The organism is Streptomyces sp. TLI_146 (assembly GCF_002846415.1).
Classification (GTDB): Bacteria; Actinomycetota; Actinomycetes; order Streptomycetales; family Streptomycetaceae; genus Streptomyces.
Map to the genome: position 1 here is coordinate 5,193,117 of NZ_PJMX01000001.1, position 26,074 is coordinate 5,219,190.

Here is a 26,074-nt window from a genome sequence, read left to right on the forward strand (position 1 = left end):
CCCCCGGACCTTTACGCCAACTGTGCGGTCTACGGCTCGATTCGGCCCCCCGGAGCCCCGACTGCGAGAGCATCGTCCCGTGTTGAGCACCGGGGCGCTGCGGGCGCATCTGTTGGCCGCGCGGCTGGCCGGGCCTGTGGCCACCTCGCGGGAGGAGAGCCTGCGCAGCTACCGGCTGTTCGCGGCCCGGGATCCGCGGGTCACGCTCGGGCTCGACCCCGAATGGGGGTGGGGCGAGCGGGACCTGCTGCGGCTCATGGCGGACAAGTGCGGGGTGAGCCCGGATCCGGCGCATGTGTCGGGGCCGGACGTCATCGATCCGGAGCGGACGCTCGCGGGGCTCGACGCGCTGGCCGCCCGGATCCACGACGTGGCCGCGCGGCGCGGCGCCGTACTCTTCGGAACCGGACATCCACACCGGCTGCTCGCCTTCTACGCCGCCCTCGCGGACGCTTTGTCGGCGGCCGGATGTGATGTCCTCACCCCCGCGCAGGGGCGATGTGTCGACATAACGACCCGGTTCGGGGTACGTACGTACAACCTTGACTACGTACGAGGAGTCGCGCTGGTGCGCGAACCCGGCGCGCGGGGTTCCGCCAGTGAGACCGGCGCACACACCCATTCTCCGCTGCCGGTTCGGGTCGCCCTGGGGGCCGCGGCGACCCTCCGGGGGCGGCTGCCGGACCTGGTCGTGGGAGATCACGGATGGGTCTGCGGAGCAGGTCAGCTGGGTATTGAGGCGGTCGGCCTGGCCGATACGGACGATCCCGCGCTGTTCGTCGGAGAGGCCGAGGGGCGGGTGTCCGTAGCCGTTCCGCTTGATGACGCTGTGCGGTCTGATTACTACCGGCCGCTTACTCGCTATGTACTCAATCGAGCGTGTCTGTCACAGTAGGCGGCCGTTGGCAGCTCCTCTTCCCCACTCGCACCACCCGCCCCTAGTCTGGGGAGTGAGCGCACAGCGACGAAGAGTCACCGGAGGGGAAGCCGGTGCGCGTCGGGTGCGGAAGGTACAGGTGGGTCATGGCTGCTGATCAGAGGCCTCTGAACGAGGTCGTGTTCCTGACCGTGGCGGAAGTCGCCTCGGTGATGCGAGTGTCGAAGATGACCGTGTACCGCTTGGTGCACAGCGGTCATCTGCCGGCGATCCGGGTGGGCAGGTCGTTCAGGGTCCCGGAACAGGCGGTTCAGGAGTACCTCCGAGAGTCCTTCGTGGGGGTGGAGACAGCCTGACGGTCCCCTCGGTTACGACCTCTGCGCTCGGGCGGGTAGGCTAGCCCCTCGTAGGTCGTGTGGGCCCAGACGCCCCGCACCGAGTGAAGAGAAGTGAGCGAGGGTAGTCGTGGGCTCTGTTATCAAGAAGCGGCGCAAGCGGATGGCTAAGAAGAAGCACCGCAAGCTGCTCAAGCGCACCCGCGTTCAGCGTCGCAACAAGAAGTAAGCGACAGCTGTACGTGAACTCGCAGCCCTTCCGCCGTCCTGGTGGGAGGGCTGCGGTGCGTTACCGGCCGCATATCCCGCACGCCATATCCCGTACGCCCTTTCGGTATCCGGGAAGCTCGTGCCGGGTGCTTTCCGGCGGCCTTTTCAGCGGCGCAATTCCCGGCCACGAGCGGCGACGCGGTCATCACCGGGCAACATCCAGCCGCTACGGTGGCGCCAAGGGTGGACCTCAGGCCAAAGGAAGGCGCTGATCTTGGGGAAGGTCGTGCTCGTCACCGGAGTGGCCCGGCAGCTCGGAGGCCGTCTCGTATGGCGCATCCAGCGTGATCCGGAAGTGGACCGGGTGATCGGCGTGGACGCCGTGCCGCCCGCCCACCATCTGGGCGGAGCCGATTTCGTACGGGCGGACATACGGCAGCCCGCCATCGCGCGCGTGCTGGCCGAGCACGCCGTGGACACCGTCGTGCACATGGACGTGACCGGCACGCCGCTGGGCGCCGGCGGGCGGACGTCCGTGAAGGAAACGAACGTCATCGGCACCATGCAGCTGCTCGGTGCGTGCCAGAAGTCGCCGTCGGTGCGGCGCCTGGTGGTGAAGTCGAGCACCAGCGTCTACGGGTCGGCGCCGCGCGATCCGGCCGTCTTCACCGAGACGACCCCGCCGAAGTCGCTGCCCAGCGGCGGCTTCGCGAAGGACGCCGTCGAGGTCGAGGGATACGTGCGCGGCTTCGCGCGGCGCCGGCCCGACGTGGCGGTGTGCGTGCTGCGGTTCGCGAACATCCTGGGGCCGGGCGCGGACTCGCCGCTCGCCGAGTACTTCTCGCTGCCGGTGCTGCCGACCGTGTTCGGCTACGACCCCCGGCTCCAGTTCGTCCACGAGGACGACGTCATCGACGTGCTGCGGATCGCCGCGCACGAGCCGAGGCGCGGGACGCTCAACAGCGGCACCTTCAACGTGGCCGGGGAGGGCGTGCTGCTGCTCTCGCAGTGCTCGCGGCGCCTCGGCCGCCCGACCGTGCCGGTGCTGCTCCCGGCGGTCCGCTGGGTGGGCTCGGCGCTGCGGTCAGTCGGCGTGAGCGACTTCTCGCCCGAGCAGATCAGGCTGCTCACCCACGGCCGGGTGGTGAGCACCGAGCAGATGCGTCAGACGCTGGGCTTCGAGCCGAAGTACACGACGGCGGGTGCGTTCGCCGACTTCGCGCGCAGCCGGGGTCCCGGGCTGCTGCCGCCGGAGGCTCTGGCGCGGGCCGTGGACCGGGTGGCGGCGCTGCCGTTCCGGCCCTTCGCCCCGGGTGCTGCTCCGGCCACTTCCACCTTGTCCACTCCCGGCGCGGAATGAGGAGCTCAACCACGATGGCGGACGCCAAGGTCATTCCGTTCGACGACGACCGCTCGCGCGGCGGCACGCAGCGCCCGGGGCGCCGCCGCTCCGGCGGACGGCGGGGTGCGGCCCCGGAGGCGGCTGCCGCCCCGGTGAGCGCCCTGCCGGGCCAGCAGGCCGTCTCCCAGGGCCCGGAGGGCGATCGGGGGCTGCAGGAGGCCGCTCAGGCCGTCGGCCCGCAGCGGGACGGCGGGCAGGCCGAGGAGGCGCGGGAGCAGCCGGGCGGCGGCTGGGACCGGCGGGTCGCGGGCGGGCTCGCGTTCCTGCGGCGGCGGATCACCGGTGAGTACGAGGTCGACGAGTTCGGCTACGACAAGGAGCTCACCGACCAGGTCCTGATGTCCCTGCTCCGCCCCTTCTACGAGAAGTACTTCCGGGTGGAGGTGAAGGGCGTCGAGAACATCCCGGCCGAGGGCGGGGCGCTGGTCGTCGCCAACCACTCCGGGACGCTGCCGCTGGACGGGCTGATGATGCAGGTGGCGGTGCACGACCACCATCCGGCGGGGCGGCATCTGCGCCTCCTCGCGGCGGACCTGGTGTTCATGCTGCCGGTCGTCAACGAGCTGGCCCGCAAGGCCGGGCACACCCTGGCCTGCGCGGAGGACGCGCAGGCGCTCCTGGAGCGGGGCGAGGTCGTCGGGGTGATGCCGGAGGGCTTCAAGGGCATCGGGAAGCCGTTCAGCGAGCGGTACAAGCTCCAGCGGTTCGGGCGGGGCGGGTTCGTCTCGACCGCGCTGCGGACCGGGACGCCGATCGTGCCGTGCTCGATCGTCGGGGCCGAGGAGATCTACCCGATGATCGGCAACTCCAAGACGCTGGCGCGCCTTCTCGGTTTCCCGTACTTCCCGATCACGCCCACGTTCCCGTGGCTGGGGCCGGCCGGGCTGGTGCCGCTGCCGACGAAGTGGACGATCCAGTTCGGTGAGCCGATCCCGACCGACGGGTATCCGCCGGAGGCGGCGGAGGACCCGATGCTGATGTTCAACCTGACGGACCAGGTGCGGGAGCAGATCCAGCACACGCTGTACAAACTGCTGGTGCAGCGGCGATCGGTCTTCTTCTGAGCGGGCTCCGACCGGGCCGGTTCTGACTGGCTGTTTTCTGGCGGAGGCACGGGTGTGGGGCGCCGGTGGTGAACCGGCGCCCCACACCCGTACGCACGCGTCGGGTTACTTCGGTGCGTCCTCGCCCTCGATGCCCAGGCCCGGGAGCAGGCCGGGGAGGAGCGGGGGCAGGGTGACGTCCGGGACCGGCGGCTTGGCCGGGGTGGTGCCGGACGTCGGCGGGGTGCTCTTCGCCGGAGGGTCGAAGAGGCCGCCGGTGCTGCCGCCGAGCAGGCCCTCGTTCGGCTTGGTGCCCGGGGTGGAGGGCTGCGGCTTGGCGCCGCCGCCCGCCGTGCCGTGCGCGGGGGCCGAGGAGGCCGGGGCGGGGCGGGCCGTGTGGCTCGTCTCGCTCGGGTGCGAGGTGTCCGTACGCCCATGGGTCTTCGTCTTGGGCGGCGGGAGCATCGAGCGCAGCGGCTCGACCTCTTGGTCTATGGCGACGAAGACGGAGGTGACCTCGTCGCCGACGTCGGTGAGCTGGGCGGGCAGCTTGTCGCGCAGCTTGCTCCAGCTGTCGCGGTGCGCCGAGGCGAACGACGACAGGGCGGCGATGGGGCCGAGCGAGCCGTCCTTGGCATACGCGGCGTGGAGGAGGCGGTGGCCTTCCGTCACGTCGTGCTGCATGCCGCTGAGCGCGCGGCGGACCTCGCTCAGCTGCTCGTGGTCGAGGTCGCCGGCGCGGCCGCGCTCCATCAGGCGGCGGGCCTCGCTGAGCCGGGTGGAGGCCTGGTCGAGGTAGATCCTGCCGCGGTCGGCGTCGTCGTCCGCCAGGTTGAGCTTGAGGTCCTCCATGCCGCGCTTCAGCCCGTACAGCGAGTCACCGGGGAGGGCGTCGGAGCTGGCAGCGGCCACGCCGCTGAACGCGCCCGCGGCCACACCGATGCTGAGGCCGCCCGCAGCGATGCCCTTCGACCAGCGGGAGCGGGGGCGCAATTTCCGGAGCGGGGCCGCCCGGTGGGCGCCCCTGCCGGCTCGCTGCTCGGGCACCTGAGGGTCGGCGGCGCCGCCCGAAGCGAACATCTGCTCCATGGCGGCCACGAGCAGCGCCCGCTGCTCCACCTTCACCTGTGGGTCCAGCTCAGGTTTGGGCAGCTCACCGAGGACGGTCGCCAGGGTCAACAGGTCGGCTTCCGCCGCCTGTTCGGCCGTGGCGGCCTGGGTGGCGGGTGGCTGCTGGGCCGCCGAGGCTTCTTCCAGGGCCTGGGCGAAGGCGTTCGCCCGCCGGTGCGCCGATACGTTCGCGATCACTGGCGGCACCTCCTCTCGTCATCACGGTCGACTCCCCAAGGGGCCTGGAAGGTTGCACGCCTTGAGCACATCCACACGATCGAGTGAGCGGCTGTGGACATGGCGTGACCACAGGGAGCCTGCATCCGGCACAACGACGGACGCGGCACTTGGGTTACGGACGAAGGATGATCGGACCACAGTGTGACCAGGGCAGCACTGAGCGCTCACCGAAGGTGAGTTGAGGGCGCCGATACGGGCCCGGTGCGGGCCTCAAAGAAGGGCCGCTGCCCCGTGGGACGGGGAGCGGCTCAGCGGGCATCTTCGGGGAGGAGCCGGGCGAGGGTGCGCACGGCGCGGTACTGGAGGGTCTTGATGGCGCCCTCGTTCTTGCCCATGACGCGGGCGGTCTCGGCGACCGAGAGGCCCTGGAGGAAGCGCAGGGTGACGCACTCCTGCTGCTGCGGATTGAGTTTCCGTACGGCTTCGAGGAGCGCGGCGTTGGAGAGGGACTCCAGGACGGAGTCCTCGGGCGAACGTTCCACTTCATTGGCGTCGAGCATTTCGCCGGTGGTCACTTCGAGGCGGAAACGGCTCGACTTGAAGTGGTCCGCGACCAGGTTGCGCGCGATCGTGACCAGCCAGGCGCCGAAGTCGCGGCCCTGCCAGGTGAAGGTGGAGATCCGGCGCAGGGCGCGCAGGAACGTCTCGCTGGTGAGGTCCTCGGCGGTGGCCTTGCCGCCGACGCGGTAGTAGATGTACCGGTACACCGTGTCGCTGTACTGGTCGTACAGCCGTCCGAAGGCGTCGGCCTCGCCCGCCTGGGCGCGTTCGACGAGGTCCATCATGCGGGCGCTGTCGCTGTCCGCGCTGGGGCGGCGGGCGGTCGGCGTCGCGGACGTGCCCGTGCTGCGGCCGCCGCTCCGTCTTCCGACCGCGGCACCCCCGTCTGCCAGCGCGTAGCAGGCACCGAGGGGTGAGGCGGTGGCGAAGGCGGGGGCGGTGGCGTACGCGGTGGGGACGAAGCCGCGCAGACGGTCGACGACCGCTGCGCGCAGCGTAGCCAGGCCCGAGGCGTCAACCCCGACGTGTGGGTACACGGGACTCCCAGAGGCAGAGCTTCCATCACGTGCAGTGCGGGACCGTTCACCCGCCGTGGCGATGTGTGGGTTCCGGTATGCGTCTGAGGAGAATAACGCTTCGTGCAGGGAGCGCTACACCCAGTTGCTCAAATCGTCGATTCCGTCGCTTCTGTTACGTCTATGGGGCGGATTGGGTTGCGGAGTGTGAGCGGGTGGTGTCGGGGTGGTGATCGATGTTGATCGGTTGGGGGGTGGGATGTGGCCGAGTGGGGGGTGGGGGACTGGTGGGGGTTCCCTGCGGGTATGCAGTCCCGGATCGGGCCCCGCCCCGCCGCACCCTCCGGGGGTGGGGGAGGTGTGGGTGGCTCCTGGGGCTGCGCCCCCGGCCCCTGCGCCCCGCTTCCGGGCTGCGCCCCGGATCCCGTTCGTCTGCGGACCGTATGTGGCTGGTCGCGCAGTTCCCCGCGCCCCTTATCGGGCCGGTGTTTCTCTGCGGGTTGTGGTGGGTTGCTCGCGCAGTTCCCCGCGCCCCTGAAAGCGCCCCTCCGGGCCGCCCCGGGGATTGCCGCGCAGCGGCATCTAAGGGGCGCGGGGAACTGCGCGAGCAACCGGTCATGGTCCGCAGACGGGCGAGGGGTTAGGGGCGCGGGGAACTGCGCGGGCAACCGGTCACGGTTCGCAGACGGGCGAGGGGTTAGGGGCGCGGGGAACTGCGCGAGCAGCCCACCACGCACCCGCAGGCGAACCCCGGGGCGATCCCGCTCAGCGCCTGCGGCGGTGCAGGGCCACCGCCGCCGCCGTGCCGCCGGCCAGCGCGCCTACCCCCGCCGCCGCCGGGATGCCGACCTTCGCCGCCTTTCGGCCCGTGCGGTAGTCCCGCAGGCGCCACTCCCTCGCCCGGGCGTGCTTGCGCAGCTTCGCGTCGGGGTTGATGGCGTAGGGGTGGCCCACCAGGGACAGCATGGGGATGTCGTTGTGGGAGTCGCTGTACGCCGCGCAGCGCGTGAGGTCCAGGCCCTCCGCCGCCGCCAGGGCGCGTACCGCCTCCGCCTTGGCGGGGCCGTGCAGCGGCTCGCCCACCAGGCGGCCGGTGTACACGCCGCCCACGGACTCCGCGACCGTGCCGAGCGCGCCCGTCAGGCCGAGCCGGCGCGCGATGATCGTCGCGGTCTCCACCGGCGCGGCCGTCACCAGCCACACCTTCTGCCCCGCGTCCAGGTGCGCCTGGGCCAGTGCGCGGGTGCCGGGCCAGATGCGGTCCGCCATGTACTCGTCGTAGATCTCCTCGCCGATGGTCATCAGCTCGGAGACGCGGTGGCCCTTGACAATGGACAGGGCGCTCTCGCGCGCGTCCTGCATGTGCTCGGGGTCCTCGACCCCGGCCAGCCGGAACCACGCCTGCTGCCAGGCGAACCGTGCCAGGTCGCGGCGCTGGAAGAACTTCCGCTTGTACAGGCCGCGCCCGAAGTGGAAGATCGCCGCGCCCTGCATCACCGTGTTGTCGAGGTCGAAGAAGGCTGCGGCCAGGTCGTCCCCGACGACCGGGAACTCAGGCTCGGAGGGAGCACCGGAACCGGAATCCGCGTCGGCTTTCCTTCTGGCTTCCGCTTCGGCCAGTTCCGCCAGTTCCTGTTCGGATTTGCGGGCTGCCTCGGCTGCGGCCTCGCCGGCCAGCACGCTGCGGGCTGTCGCCGAGCGCCTACGAGGGGTGAGCCATCCCAGTACGGCCATGTCGTGAGCATAGCCAGTCTGTTCGGTCCGGCCCGACACGCCGGGATGCCATGGCGTGAACTCCTCGGGGCGGGACTGTTAAACGGGCGGAGTGCCGCAAACCCTGCTTATGGGGCGGGCCGGTTTCGCGGAGGCGGAGAATGGACTCATGAGTCCTCTCTTCCGGCGGGGGAAGTCCCCGCAGAGCCCCGGCCCGGCCGACCGGTCCGCCCCGCCGCTCGTCACGCTCATCGGCAAGCCCGGCTGCCACCTGTGCGACGACGCCCGCGCCGTCGTCGAGCGCGTGTGCGCCGAGACCGGTGCGGCGTGGGAGGAGAAGGACATCACTCAGGACGAGGCGCTGCACCGCGAGTACTGGGAGCAGATTCCGGTCGTCCTCGTCGACGGCGCGCAGCACACCTTCTGGCGCGTGGACCCCGCGCGGCTCAGGGGCGCGCTGGGCGCGTGAGGCGGGTGGGAAGGGTGGAGCGGCTGTGCCCGCTCGTGTGCGCCCGTGCAACCGCGACCCTGTGATCCGCCCCGTGATCGAGTGGGTGATCAGCGGTAGTTGTGGTTACCATCGAGGTCGTTTTGTCGCGTTCGGGGGTGACATCGTGGAGAGGTGTGTACGGTTTTGCCCCCTTCGGGTTCTCAACGGGTCGACTTCGCTGTCGGTTCCCGGAAATCGGCGCCGGTTCGCGTGAGCCCGGTCACTTTGCTCGGACAAAGCGGACACCATCTTTGTGCACGCGTTCACAAAGACATAGCCTGCATTCGACGGGGCGGTCCTGGGACACATGGCCGCCTGCCTCGCTCATCCCGCAGGAGCACCGTGGCAACTGGCCGAACTCACCGACCGGCGACCCGTAGCCGAGGAATCCCCGAGGCCACCGTCGCCAGGCTTCCGCTGTATCTGCGTGCGCTGACCGGACTGTCGGAGCGCTCCGTACCCACGGTCTCCTCCGAGGAGCTGGCCGCGGCCGCGGGGGTCAACTCCGCGAAGCTGCGCAAGGACTTCTCGTACCTCGGCTCGTACGGGACCAGGGGCGTCGGCTACGACGTCGAGTACCTCGTCTACCAGATCTCCCGCGAGCTCGGCCTCACCCAGGACTGGCCGGTCGTCATCGTCGGCATCGGCAACCTCGGCGCGGCCCTCGCCAACTACGGCGGCTTCGCCTCCCGTGGCTTCCGGGTCGCCGCGCTGATCGACGCGGACCCCGCGATGGCGGGCAAGCCCGTCGCCGGGATCCCGGTGCAGCACTCCGACGACCTGGAGAAGATCATCAGCGAGAACGGGGTCTCCATCGGCGTCATCGCGACGCCGGCGGGCGCCGCGCAGCCGGTCTGCGACCGTCTGGTCGCCGCCGGGGTCACCTCCATCCTGAACTTCGCGCCGACCGTCCTGTCGGTGCCCGAGGGCGTCGACGTGCGCAAGGTCGACCTCTCCATCGAGCTGCAGATCCTCGCCTTCCACGAGCAGCGCAAGGCCGGTGAGGACGCGGCCGCCGCCGAGGCCGGCGGTGTCTCCGAGGCAGTGGCGCCCGTGGTGCGCGGCGGCGCGGCCGTGGACCGGAAGGGACCCGACGGGGACATGCCCGCCGTGATGCCGGCATGAGCCTCCTGGTCGTCGGCCTCAGCCACCGCAGCGCCCCCGTCAGCATCCTTGAGCGGGCCTCGCTCTCGGCGGACGCGCAGGTCAAGCTGCTTCAGGACACCCTCGCCGCGGAGCCCGCGGCCGAGGCGGCGGTCCTGGCCACCTGTAACCGCATCGAGCTGTACGCGGACGTGGACAAGTTCCACGCGGGCGTCGCCGAGCTCTCCACGCTGCTCGCCCAGCACAGCGGCGTCGGCCTGGAAGAGCTCACTCCGTATCTCTATGTGCACTACGAGGACCGGGCCGTCCACCACCTCTTCTCGGTGGCGTGCGGGCTGGACTCGATGGTCGTGGGCGAGGGGCAGATCCTCGGCCAGATCAAGGACACCCTGGCGCTGGGGCAGGAGCTCCACACCGCCGGGCGGCTCCTCAACGACCTGTTCCAGCAGGCCCTGCGGGTCGGCAAGCGCGCCCACAGCGAGACCGGCATCGACCGGGCCGGGCAGTCCCTGGTCACCTTCGGCCTGGAGCAGCTGGCCGTCGGTGTGACGGTGGACAGCTGGGCCAAGGACAAGCGCGCCCTGGTGATCGGCGCGGGCTCGATGTCCTCGCTGGCCGCGGCGACGCTGGCGCGCGCCGGAGTGCGCGAGGTCATCGTCGCCAACCGCACGCCCGCCCGCGCCGAGCGCCTGGTCGAGATCCTCACGGAGTCGGGCACGGCCGCCCGCGCGGTGGCGATGAGCGATGTCGCGCGCGAGCTGACACGAGTCGACGTGGCGGTGTCCTGTACGGGCGCGACCGGTCTGGTCCTGACGGCTCAGGCCGTCGGCGACGCGGTCGGCGCCCCGGTGGCCGCCGCTCCCGCGAGCCACGCGCCCGCCGCCGAGGGCTGCCCCGTCGACTTCGGCGCCACGGCCGCCGCGGGCGCCGGACTCGCCGCGTACACGGCGGTCGCCGAGGCCGCCGACGCCGTACGCGACCAGGGCGTCGACGCCGACTCGCTGGAGCTGCACGGCAGTTGGGCCGACAACGCCACCGGCGCCCGGCCCGCCGGCCGGCGCCGCATCCCCGCGCAGACCGGCCCGGTCCGGCTCGCGCTGCTCGACCTCGCCATGCCGCGCGACATCGACGCCGCCGTCCACCGCATCCCCGGTGTGCGTCTCGTCGACATCGAGTCGCTCGCCGAGGCCTCGGCCGACGCGCCGATGGCCGCCGACGTCGACCAGGTGCGCTCGATCGTCTCCGACGAGGTCGCCGCCTTCGGCGCCGCCCAGCGCGCCGCGCACATCACGCCGACCGTGGTCGCGCTGCGCGCCATGGCCGCCGACGTGGTGGCCGGCGAGGTGGCCCGCCTTGAGGGGCGGCTGCCCGATCTGGACGAGAAGCAGCGCGCCGAGGTCACCCAGACCGTGCGCCGCGTCGTCGATAAGCTCCTGCACGCGCCGACCGTGCGGATCAAGCAGCTGGCGGCCGAGCCCGGCGGCGCCGGGTACGCGGACGCGCTGCGCACACTCTTCGACCTCGACCCGGAGACGGTCGCCGCCGTGTCGCGGGCCGATCTGAGCGACGCGGACGTCAAGAACCGGGACGTTAAGAACCGAGACGCGAAGAACCGAGGGCGGTCATGACCCAGAAAGCACTGAGGCTGGGGACCAGGCGCAGCATGCTCGCCATGGCCCAGTCCGGCCAGGTGGCCGACGCCGTACGGCAGTTGACCGGGCGTCCGGTCGAGCTGGTGGAGATCACCACGTACGGCGACACCTCGCGCGAGCACCTGGCGCAGATCGGCGGCACGGGCGTCTTCGTGACCGCGCTGCGCGACGCGCTGCTGCGCGGCGACGTCGACTTCGCCGTGCACTCGCTCAAGGACCTGCCGACCGCGCAGCCCGACGACCTCGTGCTCGCCGCCGTGCCGGTCCGCGAGGACCCGCGCGACGTGCTGGTGGCGCGCGACGGGCTGACCCTGACCGAGCTGGCCGCCGCCGCCGAGGGCCGTCCGGTCCGCATAGGCACCGGCTCGCCCCGGCGCATGTCGCAGCTGAACGCGTACGCGCGCAGCCACGGCGTGGCCGTCGAAACCGTGCCGATCCGGGGGAACATCGACACCCGGATCGGATTCGCGCACAGCGGTGAACTCGACGCGGTGGTACTCGCCGCGGCCGGGCTGAACCGTATCGGCAGGATCGGTGAGGTGACCGATTTCCTTCCGGTCGACACCATGCTGCCCGCCCCCGGCCAGGGGGCACTGGCGATCGAGTGCACGGCAGCCGATGCCGACCTCGCCGCCGCGCTCGCCGAGCTCGACGACCCGTACACCCGGGTCGCCGTGACCGCCGAGCGGTCCCTGCTCGCCGCCCTGGAGGCCGGCTGTTCCGCACCCGTGGGTGCCTACGCCGACCTTCTGGCCGACGGGCAGATTGTTCATGAGATGCGCCTGCGCGGCGTCGTCGGTACCACCGACGGCTCGACGCTGGTGCAGCTGTCCATCACCGGTCCCGTACCTGCGTCGCACGACGAAGCCGTGGCGCTCGGTCGCGAACTCGCGGTCGAGATGCTTGCCAAGGGTGCGGCCGGTCTTATGGGGGAGCGAGCACTTTGAGCCCCACCAACTCCTCGAACCTTCCCGCCGTCTCCGCGCACGGGTGCGTCACCTTCCTCGGTGCCGGCCCAGGGGACCCGGGACTGCTGACGCTGCGCGCCGTGGAAGCGCTGGCGTCGGCCGATGTCCTGATCGCCGAGCCGGCTGTGCTCGACGTGGTTCGCGCGCATGCGCGGGCAGGTGTGGACACGCCTCAGCTGACGGTAGTTGACGAGGCGTCAGCCACCGCAGGAGTCCCCGTGTTGCGGGACGCGGCCAATCTTGTCATGGAGGCCGCGCGCTCCGGCAGGCGGGTCGTCCGTGCCGTCTCCGGTGACCCCGGGCTCGACGGCAGCGCGGGCGACGAGATGCTCGCCTGCGCCGCGGAGGGCATCCCCTTCGAGGTCGTGCCCGGTGTCGCGACGGCGGTGGGCGTACCCGCGTACGCCGGTGTTCCGCTCAGCGACACGACGGGCGCCGACGTCCGCTTCGTCGACGCGCGCAGCGCGGGCGAGCGCTGCTGGACCGAGGTCGGCGCGAGCGACGGCACGGTCGTCGTCTCCGCGACCCTGGAGACGGTGGCCGCGGCGGCGGGCGAACTCGTCGCGGCGGGCCGCAAGCCCGACACCCCGATGACGGTGACGATCGCCGGTACGACCACGCGCCAGCGCACCTGGAACGCGACGCTCGGCTCCATCGCCCAGGTCCTCAAGCAGGCGAAGGTGCTGCCGTCCCCGGACGGCCACCAGCCGGTCATAGCCGTGGTCGGTGAGCGCACCGCCGCCGCCCAGCGCGACCGGCTGTCGTGGTTCGAGTCCAAGCCGCTCTTCGGGTGGCGGGTGCTCGTACCGCGCACGAAGGAGCAGGCGGCTTCGCTCTCCGACCAGCTGCGTTCGTACGGCGCGGTGCCGCACGAGGTGCCGACCATCGCCGTCGAGCCGCCGCGCACGCCGCAGCAGATGGAGCGCGCGGTCAAGGGCCTGGTGACGGGCCGCTACGAGTGGATCGCCTTCACCTCGGTGAACGCGGTCAAGGCCGTACGCGAGAAGTTCGAGGAGTACGGGCTCGACGCGCGCGCGTTCGCGGGCATCAAGGTCGCTGCGGTGGGCGAGCAGACGGCGGCGGCGCTGGTGGAGTTCGGCGTGAAGCCGGACCTGGTGCCGAGCGGCGAGCAGTCGGCGGCGGGCCTCCTGGAGGACTGGCCGCCCTACGACCCGGTCTTCGACCCGATCGACCGTGTCTTCCTGCCCCGTGCGGACATCGCCACCGAGACCCTGGTGGCGGGGCTCATCGAGCTGGGCTGGGAGGTGGACGACGTCACGGCGTACCGCACCGTGCGCGCGTCGCCGCCGCCGGCCGACACCCGTGAGGCGATCAAGGGCGGCGGGTTCGACGCGGTGCTCTTCACGTCGTCTTCGACGGTCCGGAATTTGGTCGGCATCGCCGGGAAGCCGCACAACGTGACGGTGATCGCGTGTATCGGTCCCGCCACGGCGAAGACGGCGGAGGAGCACGGGCTGCGGGTCGACGTCATGGCTCCGGAGCCGTCGGTGCTGAAGCTGGCGGAGGCGTTGGCGGAGTTCGGTGCGGCGCGCCGTGATGCGGCGGTGGAGGCGGGCGAGCACGTGACCCGGCCCAGCGAGCGCCGTCCCGGGGCGCGGCGGCGTCGCACGACCTGACGTTCGTCTGCGGACCGTGGTGGGTTGCTCGCGCAGTTCCCCGCGCCCCTAACTACCTAGGGGCGCGGGGAACTGCGCGACCAGCCACCCACGGTCCGCAGACAAAGTCCCGGCCGCCCGCCAGGAGCTTTCGCGACCGGCGTAGCGTAGGCGCATGACCTACGGATCCTTCCCCGGCGCCCGCCCCCGGCGGCTCCGCACCACCCCCGCCATGCGCCGCATGGTCGCCGAGACCCGGCTGCACCCCGCCGACCTGATCCTCCCCGCGTTCGTACGCGAGGGCATCACGGAACCCGTCCCCATCCAGGCCATGCCCGGCGTCGTGCAGCACTCGCTCGACACCCTGCGCAAGGCCGCCGTGGAGGCCGTCGAGGCCGGGGTCGCCGGGATCATGCTCTTCGGGGTGCCGGAGGACGAGAAGAAGGACGCCGCCGGGACCGCCGGCACCGACCCCGACGGCATCCTCCAGGTCGCCATCCGCGCCGTGCGCGACGAGATCGGGGACGACCTCGTCGTCATGTCCGACCTCTGCCTCGACGAGTACACCGACCACGGCCACTGCGGTGTCCTCGACGCCGACGGGCGCGTCGACAACGACGCCACCCTGGAGCGGTACGCCGAGATGGCCCAGGTCCAGGCCGACGCCGGCGTCCACGTCGTCGGCCCCAGCGGCATGATGGACGGTCAGGTCGGCGTCGTCCGCGACGCCCTCGACCAGACCGGCCACGAGGACGTCTCCATCCTCGCCTACACCGCCAAGTACTCCTCCGCCTTCTACGGCCCCTTCCGCGAGGCCGTCGGCTCCTCCCTCCAGGGCGACCGCAAGACGTACCAGCAGGACCCGGCCAACGTCCGCGAGTCCCTGCGCGAGCTCGCGCTGGACCTCGACGAGGGCGCCGACATGGTCATGGTGAAGCCCGCGGGCCCCTACCTCGACATCCTCGCCAAGGTCGCCGAGTCCGTGGACGTGCCCGTCGCCGCGTACCAGATCAGCGGTGAGTACGCGATGGTCGAGGCCGCCGCCGAGAAGGGCTGGATCGACCGCGACCGGGCGATCCTGGAGACCCTGACGGGAATCAAGCGGGCCGGTGCCAACTTGATCCTTACGTACTGGGCGACGGAGGTCGCCCGCGGGCTGTAGGGCGATGGGGGTCCAGCGGTGGCGGAACAGGCGTTAGACGTACGGGACTTCGACGACGTCGTCGACTTCGTCACGCCCGTGGACAACGTGTTCGTGCGCGCCCACCTCGGGGTGCCCGACCTCGACCTCGACTCCTGGACCCTGTCGGTCGAAGGGCTCGTCGAGCGGCCGTTCCGGCTGCGGCTCGACGAGGTCCTCGCCCTGCCCGCCCGCCGGTTCACCGCCTTCCACGAGTGCTTCGGCAACCCGTTCAAGCCGGACGTGCCGACCCGGGCCGTGGCCAACCTGGTGTGGACCGGGTTCGACCTCTCCGCGCTCCTCGACCGGGCCGTGCCACTCGCCTCCGCGCGGCACGTCTGGTTCGAGGGCGCGGACACCGGGGCGTTCGACGGCGAGGACGGGCTCTCGTACGTGAAGGACCTGCCCCTGGAGACGGCCCGGCGGGACGTCTTCCTCGCGTACGAGATGAACGGCGAGCCGCTCACCGTCCGGCACGGGCATCCGCTGCGGACCGTCGTGCCCCGGATGTTCGGCACGAACTCGGTGAAGTGGCTGACCCGGATCATCCTGGCCGACGAGCGGCCGGACCACATGTTCACCACGCGCTTCTACACCCGCGTCCACCCCGGCGAGCGGACCGCCCGGCCGGTGCGTTCCGTGGATGTCGGAAGCAAGATCCTCGGTCCCCAGGACGGGGATCAACTGCCGGGGGAGCGGGTCGAGTTGGTCGGGCGCGCCTGGAGTACGTGTGAGGTCGTCGCCGTCGATGTGAGTGTGGATGGGGAGGGCTGGCGGCCCGCCTCACTCGAACCGCTCGGGGCCGATCCCGCCTGGCAGCCCTTCACCCTGGACTTGCGGCTCCCGCCCGGCCGCCACCGCATCCGCGCCCGCGCCACCGACCGCGACGGGCGCGTCCAGCCGCCGCCCGGGGTGCGCAACTCGATCCACGAGATCACGGTCACCGTCGGGGGAGCGGGAGCGTGACCGGGCGCCCGGACGGGTGGCCCGTGTGCGGGCTCAGCTCGGTCACCGCGAGCGTGGCCGTGGTGGACGCGTAGAGGTAGGTGCCCCGGGGGTGCACCGCGATCCCCGTGCAGTGCGGGACCGTGAAGCCCGGCAGCTTCTCGGGCGCGGTGTCCTGGGCGAGGAGGCCGTCGGTGCCGAGGGCGTCGCGATACACCGCTCCCGTCTCCTCTTCGGCGAAGTAGACGCAGCTGGCCGCCGGGTGGACCGTGAGCGGGCCCGGGGCGGGCGGCATCTGCCGGGTCAGCGACGGGCCGTCGGAGTCCGCCCGGCCGTCCGCGTTCAGCGCGAAGACGTTCAGGGCGCGGCCCTGGGGGTCGCTGACGTAGAGGTGGGTGCCGGCCGGGTGGACGGCCAGGCCCTTGTGGAGGGGCGCTGTGCCGCGTACCCAGAGCGTCGTCGTGCCCCCGTCGTCGGGCCTGCCGTCCTCGCCCAGCGGAACGCACGAGACGGCCGCCTTCTCGTCCCGGTTGGCCACATAGAGGAGCGGACGGGACGGGTGCGGCGCGACCGTGCCGCCGGGCTCGGCGCCGGTCGGGGTGAACACCTGCCAGCCGATGCCGCGCGAAGGTCTGCCGGTGGCGTCCAGGACGTGCCACAGCAGCCGTCGGCCCGGGGGGTCGGTGACGTACAGGCGGGCGCCCGTGCTGTCCGCCGCGAGCCCGTACGGCCTGATGCCCGGGGTCCACTCGGCCGGGGCCTCCGGACGGCCGTCCTCGCCCAGCGGGACGCGCAGGATGCCGTGCGGCTCGCCCACGTACAGCCACGTCCCGTCGGGGTGGACGTGGAGCTCCGCCCGGACGTCCGCGTCCCACTGTTCCTCGTCCCGGCTCACTTGGCCTCCCGACGTCGTCGTGCGCCTGTCCCGCGTGTCGTCACAGAGGTAACGAGTCCGGCGACGGGCCGGGGCGCAGCCGCGCGGCCGGGTCACCCGGGCGGGTGTGTTCCCCCACCCCGCCCCTTCCCCAAAGCCCTCGGCCGGGCGGCTGGTTCTTCGGTTGCGGGCCGTCCCCAACTGGTCGCGCAGTTCCCCGCGCCCCTGAGACGCGCCCCTGCGGGGCGCCCAGGGGATTGCCGCGGAGCGGCATTTTCAGGGGCGCGGGGAACTGCGCGACCAGCCCCCACCGGGCCGCAGACGAGCAAGCGCTTCCCCGACCAAAACACGGACAGGCGTGTGTAAGCGGCACGGAAGTGCGTACGCTGCCTGGCTAGTTGGATGTCCTACTAAACGACTGGGGGCCGCCCATGAACGTCGCCGCCGCACCACCCGCCCTCGCCGCCCGGGCCGCCTCCGTGGGGGCCTCGCCCGTGCGGGAGATCCTGGCGCTCACCGCCCGGCCCGAGGTCATCTCGTTCGCGGGCGGGCTGCCCGCGCCGGAGCTGTTCGACGTGGCGGGGATGGCCGAGGCGTTCGGGGCCGTGCTCGCGGGCGAGGGGCGGGCGGCGTTGCAGTACTCGACGACCGAGGGCGACCCGGGGCTGCGGGCCGCCACCGCCGCGCGGCTCACCGCGCGCGGACTGCCCACCGGGGCCGGGCAGTTGCTCGTCACCACCGGGTCGCAGCAGGGCCTCACCCTGCTCGCGGCGGCCCTGGTCGAGCCCGGGGACACCGTCCTCGTCGAGGATCCCTGTTACCTCGCCGCGCTCCAGGTCTTCGGGTTCGCGGGTGCCCGGATCGTCGCCGTGCCCTCGGACGCCGACGGGCCCGACCCCGTGGCCCTCGACGAACTCGTCGCCCGGGAGCGGCCGAAGCTCTTCTACTCGGTGCCCACCTTCCAGAACCCGACCGGCCGCACCATGACCGCCGAGCGGCGCCGGGCCGTCGCCGAGGTCGCTGTCCGGCGCGGGCTGTGGGTGGTCGAGGACGACCCGTACGGCGAGCTGCGCTACGAGGGCGAGAGCGTGCCGTGGATCTCCTCGTACGAGGGCGCCGCCGACCGTACCGTCCTGCTCGGCAGCTACTCGAAGATCATGGCGCCGGGGCTGCGGCTCGGCTGGCTGCGGGCGCCCGAGGCGCTGCTGCGGGCCTGCGGCATCGCCAAGCAGGCCGCCGATCTGCACACCCCGACCGTCAACCAGCTCGCCGCCGCCCGCTATCTGGCCGACCGCGACCTGGACGCGCACGTCGCCAAGGTGCGGGCGGCGTACGGCGAGCGGCGGGACGCGATGCTCGCCGGACTGGCGGACGCGCTGCCCGAGGGCTCCTCGTGGAACCGGCCCGAGGGCGGCATGTTCCTGTGGGCCACGCTGCCGCCGGGAAGCGACGCGACCGCCTCCCTGAAGGAGGCGGTCGCTCACGACGTGGCGTATGTGCCCGGCGCCCCCTTCTTCGCGGGGACACCCGACCCGGCCGCGCTGCGGCTGTGCTTCGTCACCTCGGCGCCGGACGAGATCGCGGAGGGGCTCAGGCGGCTGGGGCGGGCGCTGCGGGGCTGAGGGCCTGTCTTTGCCGGGGCCTGCTACCAGGCGCTGATCGCGCCCATGTCCGACTGCCAGTAGGTGGCCATGGCCTGCGCGTCGACGACGCCGACCGGCTTGGCCAGCGAGGCGTAGGCCGAGCGGCCGACGGACTCCATGCCGACGGCGCCGCGGAAGTACACGACGACCTGGCTGGTCATGTACGGGTCGGTGCCGTCGGGCTCGCCCTGGGTGCGGATCATCGCGTACGCGGACTGGCCCGGGGCGAGCGAGACGACCGACTGCGGGATGGTGTCCTTGTCGACGGGGATCGGCGACTGGGCGTTGGAGAACTTGACCGCCGGGGCGTCGTAGGCGTTGCAGGTCGTCTTGCCGATGTTGGTCGCGGTCAGCAGGACGTGGTTGATCGGGCGGGAGACCGGGGTCGCCGTCAGCTTGACGTTGGAGCCGGTGCAGGTGACGCGCTTGGACGAGCCCGAGCCCGAGCCCGTCTGGCCGCCCGACTGCTTGCCGTTCGACTTGGCGGGCTTGGCGGTGCCGGTGCCGCCGGTGGTCGCACCGGACCCGCCGGTGCCGCCGGAGGTGCCGCCCGTGCCGCCCGTCGTCCCGGCCGAGCCGCCGGCGGTCGTGGCGCCCTGGCTGCCGCCGTCCGTGCCGGAGGTGGCGGGCGCCGAGGCGGACGGCTTCGACCCCGCCTTGTCCGACTCCTTCGAACCGGAGTCGCTGCCGCAGGCGCTGAGGGACAGCGCGGCGATGAGGGCGGTGGTCGCGGCGGCGGTGATGCGGAGGTTGGTGCGCATGGTGGATCGAGCTCCCCGTTGGTCGGTGCGTGAGCGGAACGTGCTGAGTACGTGAGTGAGCGGGTCAGGCGTGAAGACTGAGGACCAGTGCGACGACCGTGACCACCGAGGCGGCCAGCATCGCGGCGGCCAGCGTGTCCGCCAGGTTGACCCGGATGCGGAATCGCATTGCCTGCTCCCCCGGTGGTGCCGGTGTGGCTGGTTGCTGCACCTACCTTGCGGGCCGGTCGGCGGCGATCGCAATCAGCAGGGGACAATGGGGGAAGCTGGAACGCGGAAACACGCTCTGACCTGGGGAAACGCACTTCCCCTGGAACGCGTTTCCGGGACGGACAGGGGAGGGAAACGACTCGTGGCTACGGCTGAGTCCGAGGATTTCGCGGCGTTGCTCAGGGAGTTGAAGGACCGTTCGGGACGGAGTTACGGCGTCCTCGCGGGCAAGCTCCATGTGAGTACGTCGACGCTCCACCGGTACTGCAACGGTGACGCCGTGCCCAATGAGTTCGCCCCGATCGACCGGCTGGCCCGGCTCTGCGGGGCCACCCGGGAGGAGTCGGTCGAGCTCCACCGGCGCTGGATCCTGGCGGACGAGGCGCGCCGCCGCTCGCGGGGCGCGGCGGCGGAAGCGGCGCGTCCGGTCGCGCGGACCGAGCCGGAGCCGAAGGCGGCCGCGCCCGCTGCCGCGACGGGCCCGGCACCCGAACCGGAGCCCGCGACCCCCGAGCCGGAACCCGCGCCCGAGCCGGAAGTCGTCTCCGTGGTCACCGATGTGGTCACCGGCGTGGTCACCGACGCGCCCGCCCCGCGCCGTCCGTCCCGTATCACCAAGCGCACCCGCCTCGTGCTCATCGGGGCGGCCGTCGTCGCGCTCGCCGTTCCGGCCGTGGCCGTCGCCGCGCTCTCCGGCGGGTCCGGGGACGACGGGGGCCCCAAGAGCTCGGCCGTCGCCGACGCCGAGGAGACCGGGCGTACCCTGCCGAAGGGCACGCTCCCCAAGCCCCCCGCGCCGAGCCCCGATGCCTCCTCGGCGAGCCCGTCCGGCAGCGGCAGTCCGTCCGCCCGCACCCCGTCGGCGCCCGCCCCCCGCAAGCACGCCCCGCCCGCCGCCGACCCGCTCGCCGTCGGCGTCAGCTCGTACCAGTGGGACGGGCCCTGCGGGAAGTTCTATCTGCTCGACCAGAAGCCGGGCTCGGTGCCGAAGCCGCCCGCCCCGGAGGAGAGCCGCCCGTGGGCGGGGCTGCTCGGCGGGGTCGACGGAGGGCACCTCACGCTCCAGCTCACCGCGACCGGCAAGACGGCCGAGTCGGTCGTCATCAACGCCGTGCACGTCCGGGTCGTGGACCGGGGGGCGCCGCTCGACTGGACCGCGTACTCGATGGGTTCGGGGTGCGGGGGCTCGATCACCCCGGGCTTCTTCGACATCGACCTGGACGCGTCCCAGCCGCGCGCCAAGCCGGTCGGCGGCACGCAGGGCGAGGCGAAGGCGCCCGCCACGGACTTCCCGTACAAGGTGTCCGCGACCGATCCGCAGGTGCTCAACCTCGATGTGCACACCGACGCGCACGACGTGACCTGGTACCTGGAGATCGACTGGAGCAGCGGCGACCGCTCCGGCAAGATCCCGGTCTACGACAACGGGAAGCCGTTCCACAGCAGCGCCATCAAGGGCCGCCCGGCCTACGAGTACCGGCTGGACACCAACGTGTGGGAGCGGCTCACCACGTGAGCCGCTCCCCGCACGGGGCGGATCAGAGGCGCTCGGGCGTCCGGATGCCGAGCAGGGCCATGCCCTGGTGGAGCGTCCGGGCGGTCAGGTCGCACAGGAACAGCCGGTTCTCGACCACGTCCTGCGCCGGGCGCGGCTTGATCACCGGGCACTGGTCGTAGAACGTCGTGAACAGGGACGCCAGCTGGTACAGGTACGCCGCCAGCTTGTGCGGCGCGTACTCGGCCGAGGCCTCGTAGACCAGATCGCCGAACGCGTCCAGGTGCAGGCCCAACGCCCGCTCCGCCGGGGCGAGTTCGAGCTCGGGGTGCGCGGCGGCGGTGTCGCCCTCGGACTTGCGCAGGATCGACTTGATCCGGGCGTACGCGTACTGGAGGTACACGGACGTGTCGCCGTTCAGCGACACCATCTGGTCCAGGTCGAACTTGTAGTCCCGGTTCGCCGACGTCGACAGGTCCGCGTACTTCACGGCGCCGATGCCGACGTACCGCCCGTTCTCGACGATCTCCTCCTCGGTCAGGCCCACCTTCTCGGCCTTCTCGCGCACGACCGCCGTGGCCCGCTCGACGGCCTCGTCGAGGAGGTCCTCCAGCTTGACCGTCTCGCCCTCACGGGTCTTGAACGGCTTGCCGTCGGCGCCCAGCACCGTGCCGTAGCCCATGTTGTGCGCGGTGACGTCGTCGCCGAGCCAGCCCGCCCGGCGGGCCGCCTCGAAGACCATCTTGAAGTGCAGCGACTGGCGTACGTCCACGACGTAGATCAGCGAGGTCGCGTTCAGGTCGGTGACCCGGTTCCGGATCGCCGAGAGGTCGGAGGCCGCATAGCCGAAGCCGCCGTCCGCCTTCTGCACGATCAGCGGGACCGGCTGGTCGTCCTTGCCCCGGATCTCGTCGAAGAAAACCACGAGCGCGCCCTCGGAGCGCACCGCGACACCGGACTCCTCAAGGAGGCGGGCCGTCTCCGGCATCAGGTCGTTGTACGCGGACTCGCCGACGATCTCCTCGTCCCGGACCTCCATGTCCAGCTTCTCGAAGACCGAGTAGAAGTAGACCTTCGACTCGTCGACGAACTGCTGCCACAGCTCCAGGGTCTCCTTGTCGCCCGACTGGAGGGCGACGACCCGCTTGCGCGCCCGCTCCTTGAACTCCTCGTCGGAGTCGAAGACCGCGCGCGAGGCCTTGTAGACCCGGTTCAGGTTCGACATGGCCTGCTCGCCGTCGACCTCGTCGGCCGGGGCCAGCTCGCCCGGGTTCTCGATCAGGTACTGGATGAGCATGCCGAACTGGGTGCCCCAGTCGCCGATGTGGTGCCGGCCGATCGTCTTCTCGCCGGTGAAGTCGAGCATGCCGCGCAGCGCGTCGCCGATGACCGCCGAGCGCAGATGGCCGACGTGCATCTCCTTCGCCACGTTCGGCTGGGCGTAGTCGACGACCGTGACGCCCGGCTTCTCCTTCAGCGGCACGCCGAGCCGGTCGTCGGCGGCGCGCGCGGCCAGCGTCCGGGTGATCGCCTTGTCGGTGAGCGTGATGTTGAGGAAGCCGGGGCCCGAGACCTCGACGTCCTTCAGCACGTCACCGGCGTCCAGCGCGTCGGTGACCTTCGTCGCCAGCTCGCGCGGGTTGCCCTTGAGCTTCTTCGCGAGCGCCAGGATGCCGTTGGCCTGGAAGTCGGCCCGGTCGCTTCGTCGCAGCAGCGGGTCGGTGGAGCCGGCCTCCGGCAGGGCTGCCGAGAGGGCGTCCGCCAGTCGCTGCTGGACAGTGGAAGCGAGGGAAGGGACCGAAGCCATGGGTTCCGTTTCCTGTCGGTCGGCCGCCCGCGAATGGGTTTGCGGACGGGATGCGTACAGGGGGATTCTCCCATGCAAGCGTCTCCCAGTTCTCCGGGAATACGCGCAACCCCGGAGGGGGTGGTTCCGTCTGGGACAATGGGCGGGCCAGCCTCTTCAAGGCGTACGAGAAAGAAGGACGTGCCGACCGTGGCTCAGAGCAGCACCGAGACCGACTGGGTCTCCCGTTTCGCGGACGAGGTCATTGCCGACTCGGAGCGTCGTGCGCCTGGCAAACCGGTCGTCGTCGCGTCCGGCCTGTCTCCCTCCGGCCCCATTCACCTGGGCAACCTCCGTGAGGTCATGACCCCGCACCTGGTCGCGGACGAGATCCGCCGCCGCGGGTACGAGGTCCGCCACCTGATCTCCTGGGACGACTACGACCGGTACCGCAAGGTCCCCAACGGCGTCCCCGGCATCGACGACTCGTGGGCCGAGCACATCGGCCGCCCGCTCACCTCGGTCCCGGCCCCGGCCGGCTCCGCGTACCCGAACTGGGCCGAGCACTTCAAGGCCGCGATGACCGAGGCCCTGGCCGAGCTTGGCGTCGAGTACGACGGGATCAGCCAGACGCGGCAGTACACCTCGGGCGCCTACCGCGAGCAGGTCCTGCACGCGATGAAGCACCGCGGCGACATCGACGCGATCCTGGAGCAGTACCGCACCAAGAAGGCCCCCGCCAAGAAGGGCCAGAAGCCGGTCGACGAGGCCGAGCTGGAGGCCGCCGAGGGCTCCGGCGCGGCCGCCGAGGACGACGGCACGGGCTCCGCGGGCTACTTCCCGTACAAGCCCTACTGCGGCGGCTGCAACAAGGACCTCACGGTCGTCAGCGCCTACGACGACGAGACCACCGAGCTCACCTACACCTGCTCGGCGTGCGGCTTCTCCGAGACCGTCCGGCTCAGCGAGTTCAACCGCGGCAAGCTGGTCTGGAAGGTCGACTGGCCGATGCGCTGGGCGTACGAGGGCGTGATCTTCGAGCCGTCCGGCGTCGACCACTCGTCCCCGGGCTCCTCGTTCCAGGTCGGCGGCCAGATCGTCTCGATCTTCGGCGGCGAGCAGCCGATCGGCCCGATGTACGCGTTCGTCGGCATCAGCGGCATGGCCAAGATGTCGTCGTCCAAGGGCGGCGTGCCGACCCCGGCCGACGCGCTGAAGATCATGGAGCCGCAGCTGCTGCGCTGGCTGTACGCGCGCCGCAAGCCCAACCAGTCCTTCAAGATCGCCTTCGACCAGGAGATCCAGCGGCTGTACGACGAGTGGGACAAGCTGGAGGCCAAGGTCGCCGACGGCAGCGTGCTGCCCGCCGACGCCGCCGCCTACGCGCGTGCCGCCCGCACCGCCGCCGGTGAGCTGCCGCGCACCCCGCGCCCCATGCCGTACCGCACGCTCGCCTCGGTCGTCGACATCACCGCCGGCCACGACGAGCAGACCGTCCGCATCCTCAGCGACCTGGACCCGGCGAACCCGCTGTCCTCGCTCGACGAGGTGCGGCCGCGGCTCGACAAGGCCGAGGCGTGGATCAACACGCAGGTCCCCGCCGACCAGCGGACCGTGGTGCGCGAGGAGCCCGACACCGAGCTGCTCGCCACGCTCGACGACCAGGCCCGCGAGTCGCTGCGGCTGCTCGTGTCCGGCCTCGACGACCACTGGTCGCTCGACGGTCTGACCCACCTGGTCTACGGCGTGCCGAAGGTCCAGGCCGGGTTCTCCGCGGACGCCACGCCCAAGGAGCTGCCGCCGGAGATCAAGACCGCCCAGCGGACGTTCTTCGCGCTCCTGTACCACCTGCTGGTCGGCCGCGACACCGGCCCGCGCCTGCCCACGCTGCTGCTCGCCGTGGGCGCGGACCGGGTGAGGAAGCTGCTGGCGGCGTAGCCGCCGCACGCGGGAGAGGGGCCCGGGGCTTTCGCCCCGGGCCCCTTTTGCCCAGGGGCGCGGGGAACTGCGCGAGCAGCCGACCACCGGCCCGCAGACAAAGACCGGGCTACGCGATGTGGTCCGCCTCAAGCTCCGCGTGGTAGCGCTGCTTGAACTCCGGCATCAGCCGCCGCAGCAGCGCCGCCGCACGCGGGTGCGTCACGCCGTGCCCGTCAGCGAGGTGTATCTCCAGCGCCTCGACCGTCGGATAGTCGCTGCGCTCGTTCACGTACTCGACGAAGACCTTGTACGCCATGTCCGCGAACACGGAGTCCTCCGGCTGCCACGACTCCTCGGCCGCGGACGGCGCCATGTGCGGCAGGTGCTGCTCGGGCGCGCTGCCCAGCGGACGGGTGCGGCCCGGGCCCGCCGGGACCATCACCGGAGTCGGCTCCAGACCCTCGACGTACTGCGGGTCGTACGTGCCCTCGTACGCCTCCGGACCCAGCTGCTGCGCGGCGAACCAGGGGCTCTCCACGGGCTCGGCCTGCGCCTGCTCCTCGGCCTGCACGGGGGCGGGCGCGGGCACCGGCTCGGGCTGAGGCTCGGGCTCGGGCGCCGCCGGGAGCTCGACCGGCTGGGGCGTCGCGCTCACCACCGGCGTGACCGGCGGGGCCGTGGGCAGCAGGGTGGGCTCGATGCCCGCCGCCGCGAGGCCCGCGGGGCCGGTGTCGGCGAGCGGGACGCCGAACTTGGCCAGGCGCAGCGGCATCAGGGATTCGACGGGGGCCTTGCGGCGCCAGGCGCGGCCGTAGCGGGCCTGCAGGCGGGCGCGGTAGACGAGGCGGTCCTGTTCGAGCTTGATGACCTGCTCGTAGGAGCGCAGTTCCCACAGCTTCATGCGGCGCCACAGGCGGAAGGTGGGGACGGGGGAGAGGAGCCAGCGGGTGAGGCGGACGCCTTCCATGTGCTTGTCGGCGGTGATGTCCGCGATGCGGCCCACCGCGTGGCGGGCGGCCTCGACGGCGACGACGAACAGGACCGGGATGACGGCGTGCATGCCGACGCCGAGCGGGTCGGGCCAGGCGGCCGCGCCGTTGAAGGCGATGGTCGCGGCCGTCAGCAGCCAGGCGGTCTGGCGCAGGAGCGGGAAGGGGATGCGGATCCAGGTCAGCAGCAGGTCGAGCGCGAGCAGCACACAGATGCCCGCGTCGATGCCGATCGGGAAGACGAGGGAGAAGTTCCCGAAACCTTTCTTCTCCGCGAGCGCGCGCACCGCCGCGTAAGAACCCGCGAACCCGATCCCGGCAATGATCACCGCACCCGCGACCACCACCCCGATGAGTATGCGATGCGTGCGCGTCAGCTGCGTCGCGGCCACCCGCGATCCCCCTCCGTCGTCGACAACCGGCGCGCAAAGCCTGGCACATGAACACGGAGTCCCGCCCACAGGGGAGGGCAGGACTCCGTATCGAGCCCGGCTC

22 protein-coding genes are annotated in these 26,074 nt (G+C 71.9%); 15 read left to right on the top strand and 7 right to left on the bottom strand.

Features of this window, described 5'->3' with window-relative positions:
* Positions 1 to 79: 79 nt before the first annotated feature.
* From BX283_RS23280 to BX283_RS23300, 5 genes are all read left to right on the top strand, one after another.
* Positions 80 to 895, top strand: coding sequence for a phosphatase (locus tag BX283_RS23280; protein WP_101389459.1), 816 nt, complete (start codon positions 80 to 82; stop codon positions 893 to 895).
* A 128-nt stretch (positions 896 to 1,023) separates the two neighbouring features.
* On the top strand, positions 1,024 to 1,233 hold the full coding sequence (locus BX283_RS23285; protein WP_159047648.1) for a helix-turn-helix domain-containing protein: 210 nt from the start codon (positions 1,024 to 1,026) through the stop codon (positions 1,231 to 1,233).
* A gap of 109 nt (positions 1,234 to 1,342) precedes the next feature.
* Positions 1,343 to 1,441: a 30S ribosomal protein bS22 gene (locus BX283_RS23290; protein WP_003948845.1), complete on the top strand. Its 99-nt coding sequence runs from the start codon at positions 1,343 to 1,345 to the stop codon at positions 1,439 to 1,441.
* 255 nt (positions 1,442 to 1,696) lie between these two features.
* Positions 1,697 to 2,782 (top strand): NAD-dependent epimerase/dehydratase family protein, encoded by a 1,086-nt coding sequence (locus BX283_RS23295; RefSeq protein WP_101389460.1) that lies wholly within the window; start codon positions 1,697 to 1,699, stop codon positions 2,780 to 2,782.
* Between the two features lie 14 nt (positions 2,783 to 2,796).
* Complete coding sequence (locus BX283_RS23300) at positions 2,797 to 3,888, top strand: lysophospholipid acyltransferase family protein (protein ID WP_101389461.1); 1,092 nt, start codon at positions 2,797 to 2,799, stop codon at positions 3,886 to 3,888.
* A 105-nt stretch (positions 3,889 to 3,993) separates the two neighbouring features.
* Here BX283_RS23300 and BX283_RS23305 read toward each other — a convergent pair whose 3' ends face one another.
* From BX283_RS23305 to BX283_RS23315, 3 genes are all read right to left on the bottom strand, one after another.
* Positions 3,994 to 5,175, bottom strand: coding sequence for a DUF5667 domain-containing protein (locus tag BX283_RS23305; protein ID WP_101389462.1), 1,182 nt, complete (start codon positions 5,173 to 5,175; stop codon positions 3,994 to 3,996).
* 290 nt (positions 5,176 to 5,465) lie between these two features.
* Complete coding sequence (locus tag BX283_RS23310) at positions 5,466 to 6,254, bottom strand: ECF subfamily RNA polymerase sigma factor, BldN family (protein ID WP_101389463.1); 789 nt, start codon at positions 6,252 to 6,254, stop codon at positions 5,466 to 5,468.
* 744 nt (positions 6,255 to 6,998) lie between these two features.
* On the bottom strand, positions 6,999 to 7,967 hold the full coding sequence (locus tag BX283_RS23315) for an HAD family phosphatase (protein ID WP_101389464.1): 969 nt from the start codon (positions 7,965 to 7,967) through the stop codon (positions 6,999 to 7,001).
* A 148-nt stretch (positions 7,968 to 8,115) separates the two neighbouring features.
* Between BX283_RS23315 and BX283_RS23320 the strand changes: the two genes are divergently transcribed.
* The 7 genes from BX283_RS23320 (at position 8,116) to BX283_RS23350 (ending at position 15,922) form a co-directional block, all read left to right on the top strand.
* Entirely contained in the window at positions 8,116 to 8,415 is a 300-nt protein-coding gene (locus BX283_RS23320; protein WP_101389465.1) for a glutaredoxin family protein, read from the top strand.
* Positions 8,416 to 8,778: 363 nt separating this feature from the next.
* The gene (locus tag BX283_RS23325; RefSeq protein ID WP_101389466.1) at positions 8,779 to 9,561 is read left to right on the top strand and encodes a redox-sensing transcriptional repressor Rex; all 783 of its coding nucleotides are present in this window, start codon (positions 8,779 to 8,781) and stop codon (positions 9,559 to 9,561) included.
* Positions 9,558 to 11,168: a glutamyl-tRNA reductase gene (locus BX283_RS23330; RefSeq protein WP_101389467.1), complete on the top strand. Its 1,611-nt coding sequence runs from the start codon at positions 9,558 to 9,560 to the stop codon at positions 11,166 to 11,168. The genes BX283_RS23325 and BX283_RS23330 overlap by 4 nt, the downstream gene beginning before the upstream one ends.
* Positions 11,165 to 12,139: a hydroxymethylbilane synthase gene (hemC, locus tag BX283_RS23335; protein ID WP_101389468.1), complete on the top strand. Its 975-nt coding sequence runs from the start codon at positions 11,165 to 11,167 to the stop codon at positions 12,137 to 12,139. The genes BX283_RS23330 and hemC overlap by 4 nt, the downstream gene beginning before the upstream one ends.
* Positions 12,136 to 13,797 (top strand): uroporphyrinogen-III synthase, encoded by a 1,662-nt coding sequence (locus BX283_RS23340; RefSeq protein WP_101389469.1) that lies wholly within the window; start codon positions 12,136 to 12,138, stop codon positions 13,795 to 13,797. The genes hemC and BX283_RS23340 overlap by 4 nt, the downstream gene beginning before the upstream one ends.
* Before the next feature lie 154 nt (positions 13,798 to 13,951).
* On the top strand, positions 13,952 to 14,938 hold the full coding sequence (gene hemB / locus BX283_RS23345) for a porphobilinogen synthase (RefSeq protein ID WP_101389470.1): 987 nt from the start codon (positions 13,952 to 13,954) through the stop codon (positions 14,936 to 14,938).
* An 18-nt stretch (positions 14,939 to 14,956) separates the two neighbouring features.
* Complete coding sequence (locus BX283_RS23350) at positions 14,957 to 15,922, top strand: molybdopterin-dependent oxidoreductase (protein ID WP_101389471.1); 966 nt, start codon at positions 14,957 to 14,959, stop codon at positions 15,920 to 15,922.
* On the opposite strand, the gene BX283_RS23355 is transcribed toward BX283_RS23350, so the two are convergent.
* Entirely contained in the window at positions 15,897 to 16,796 is a 900-nt protein-coding gene (locus tag BX283_RS23355; protein WP_101389472.1) for a hypothetical protein, read from the bottom strand. The two genes, BX283_RS23350 and BX283_RS23355, sit on opposite strands and share 26 nt — an antisense overlap.
* 410 nt (positions 16,797 to 17,206) lie before the next feature.
* On the opposite strand from BX283_RS23355, the gene BX283_RS23365 reads away from it, so the two are divergent.
* On the top strand, positions 17,207 to 18,397 hold the full coding sequence (locus BX283_RS23365; protein WP_101389474.1) for a PLP-dependent aminotransferase family protein: 1,191 nt from the start codon (positions 17,207 to 17,209) through the stop codon (positions 18,395 to 18,397).
* Between the two features lie 23 nt (positions 18,398 to 18,420).
* On the opposite strand, the gene BX283_RS42200 is transcribed toward BX283_RS23365, so the two are convergent.
* Complete coding sequence (locus BX283_RS42200; RefSeq protein ID WP_101389475.1) at positions 18,421 to 19,179, bottom strand: DUF4232 domain-containing protein; 759 nt, start codon at positions 19,177 to 19,179, stop codon at positions 18,421 to 18,423.
* Positions 19,180 to 19,531: 352 nt separating this feature from the next.
* Between BX283_RS42200 and BX283_RS23375 the strand changes: the two genes are divergently transcribed.
* Positions 19,532 to 20,905, top strand: a complete 1,374-nt coding sequence (locus tag BX283_RS23375) for a helix-turn-helix transcriptional regulator (protein WP_101389476.1) — start codon at positions 19,532 to 19,534, stop codon at positions 20,903 to 20,905.
* Positions 20,906 to 20,927: 22 nt separating this feature from the next.
* Here BX283_RS23375 and argS read toward each other — a convergent pair whose 3' ends face one another.
* Positions 20,928 to 22,691: an arginine--tRNA ligase gene (gene argS / locus BX283_RS23380; protein ID WP_101389477.1), complete on the bottom strand. Its 1,764-nt coding sequence runs from the start codon at positions 22,689 to 22,691 to the stop codon at positions 20,928 to 20,930.
* Positions 22,692 to 22,871: 180 nt separating this feature from the next.
* Here argS and lysS point away from each other — a divergent pair, with 180 nt between their 5' ends.
* Positions 22,872 to 24,608 carry a lysine--tRNA ligase gene (lysS, locus tag BX283_RS23385; RefSeq protein WP_101389478.1) on the top strand — a complete coding sequence of 579 codons (1,737 nt, stop codon included), beginning with the start codon at positions 22,872 to 22,874 and terminating at the stop codon, positions 24,606 to 24,608.
* A 109-nt stretch (positions 24,609 to 24,717) separates the two neighbouring features.
* Here lysS and BX283_RS23390 read toward each other — a convergent pair whose 3' ends face one another.
* Positions 24,718 to 25,971: a DUF2637 domain-containing protein gene (locus tag BX283_RS23390; RefSeq protein ID WP_101389479.1), complete on the bottom strand. Its 1,254-nt coding sequence runs from the start codon at positions 25,969 to 25,971 to the stop codon at positions 24,718 to 24,720.
* Positions 25,972 to 26,074 lie beyond the last annotated feature (103 nt).

What these genes read in the sequence shown, in the direction of transcription:
- BX283_RS23285 (WP_159047648.1), top strand. Translation starts at nt 1,024, where the DNA reads ATGGCTGCTGATCAGAGGCCTCTGAACGAGGTCGTGTTCCTGACCGTG.
- BX283_RS23300 (WP_101389461.1), top strand. Translation starts at nt 2,797, where the DNA reads ATGGCGGACGCCAAGGTCATTCCGTTCGACGACGACCGCTCGCGCGGC.
- BX283_RS23315 (WP_101389464.1), bottom strand. Translation starts at nt 7,967, where the DNA reads ATGGCCGTACTGGGATGGCTCACCCCTCGTAGGCGCTCGGCGACAGCC.
- BX283_RS23320 (WP_101389465.1), top strand. Translation starts at nt 8,116, where the DNA reads ATGAGTCCTCTCTTCCGGCGGGGGAAGTCCCCGCAGAGCCCCGGCCCG.
- BX283_RS23330 (WP_101389467.1), top strand. Translation starts at nt 9,558, where the DNA reads ATGAGCCTCCTGGTCGTCGGCCTCAGCCACCGCAGCGCCCCCGTCAGC.
- hemC (WP_101389468.1), top strand. Translation starts at nt 11,165, where the DNA reads ATGACCCAGAAAGCACTGAGGCTGGGGACCAGGCGCAGCATGCTCGCC.
- hemB (WP_101389470.1), top strand. Translation starts at nt 13,952, where the DNA reads ATGACCTACGGATCCTTCCCCGGCGCCCGCCCCCGGCGGCTCCGCACC.
- BX283_RS23365 (WP_101389474.1), top strand. Translation starts at nt 17,207, where the DNA reads ATGAACGTCGCCGCCGCACCACCCGCCCTCGCCGCCCGGGCCGCCTCC.
- BX283_RS42200 (WP_101389475.1), bottom strand. Translation starts at nt 19,179, where the DNA reads ATGCGCACCAACCTCCGCATCACCGCCGCCGCGACCACCGCCCTCATC.
- argS (WP_101389477.1), bottom strand. Translation starts at nt 22,691, where the DNA reads ATGGCTTCGGTCCCTTCCCTCGCTTCCACTGTCCAGCAGCGACTGGCG.